We start from the raw sequence: 1,354 nt of genomic DNA, 5'->3' as shown, positions 1-1,354 counted from the left end.
CCCGCCGCGTCACGGCATCCCGGACATGGTCGATGACCGAGGCGATCGGACCTACCGTCCACTGCTTGGCGGTCGAACCGGCGGCTGACGGGTGCACCCAACCAGCACTAGGGCCTGTTCTGGGTTCGGATCATGGGGTCGGGAGGCTGCGTAGCCAGAGGATGGATCCGCGTAGGTGGAGTCCCGCGGCGTAGCTTTCGGGTGTCTTGTCGTAGCGGGTGGCCAGACCCCGCCATTCCTTGATCTTGTTGATGCTGCGCTCCACGGTGTTGCGGTCCTTGTAAAGCGTGGCGTCGTGGCTGACCGGGCGGCCACCGAGGCTGCCGCGTTTCTTGCGGTTGGCCTTCTGGTCGGCCTTCTCCGGGATCACCGCCTGNATCTTCCGGGCGCGCAGGTGGGCGCGGTTGGCGCGGGAGGAGTACGCCTTGTCGCCGGCGACCGCGTCCGGCCGGGTCCTGGGGCGCCCGACCGGGCACCTTGATTTTCTTCAGGACCAGGAGGAAACGCGGGCTGTCCGCGGCCTGTCCGGGGGTCAGGACGATGGACAGCGGGCGGCAGCGCCGGTCGGTCGCGAGGTGCACCTTGCTGGTCAGCCCGCCCCGGAAACGTCCCAGCTCGGCGGCGGTCAGCCGAGCCCTGCGGCGTCGGCGTACCGCGCGGCGCCGTGCCCNTTCGGCTTCCTCACCACCCTCGGGCGCCTCGGTCACACAGTCGTTTTGCCCGGTTTCTGAAGCCCCTTTTCCTCCGTCAGGGCCTTCTCCAGGTCGACCAGGAGATCCGGGTCGACCACCATGCCCGCCGCGTGGTGATGCGCGCGGGCGACGGTGGAGTCCACGCTGGCCAGGCTGAGATCGACATCGTCGCGCGCCGCCGCCTCGGTGATCATCGCGTCCATGAGGGTCTGGAAGACCCCGTCCTGCGCCCACAGCCGGAACCGGTCGTAGATCGTCGACCAGGAGCCGTAGCGTTCGGGCACGTCCCGCCAGGGACTGCCGGTCCGGAACCTCCACATCACCGCGTTGACGTAGCTGCGCAGGTCAGGGATCAGCCCGGAGGCCCNCAGCGGGAGGTACGGCTCGATCAGCTCCCACTCACCGTCGGTCAGGTCGCCACGAGTCATACAACCGTGCTACCAGCCGGAGCACCCGAACACGAAAGGCGATCATCCCGCCTGTGATCCGAACCCGGAACAGGCTCTAGCAGGACTTCGTTAGGTGACTCCGGATAGGTGACTCCGGATAGGTGTTGTGTGACGGTGGGTGTGTGGGTGAAGGGTCGTTGGCAGGTGGGGCAGGCGCCGGTCCAGACGGCGAGCAGGGCCTGGAGGGTGCGGAGGACTCCGTAGAGGGTCAGG

The 1,354-nt window shown here is 68.0% G+C and carries 1 pseudogene; it reads right to left on the bottom strand.

Going from position 1 to position 1,354, the window contains the following annotated elements:
• Positions 1-130: 130 nt before the first annotated feature.
• A pseudogene (locus CED_RS23220) lies at positions 131-1,120 on the bottom strand (IS5 family transposase).
• Between the last annotated feature and the right edge of the window lie 234 nt (positions 1,121-1,354).

The organism is Frankia sp. CeD (genome assembly GCF_000732115.1).
Taxonomy (GTDB): Bacteria; Actinomycetota; Actinomycetes; order Frankiales; family Frankiaceae; genus Frankia; species Frankia casuarinae.
This window is presented reverse-complemented; position numbering and strand designations above follow the sequence as displayed.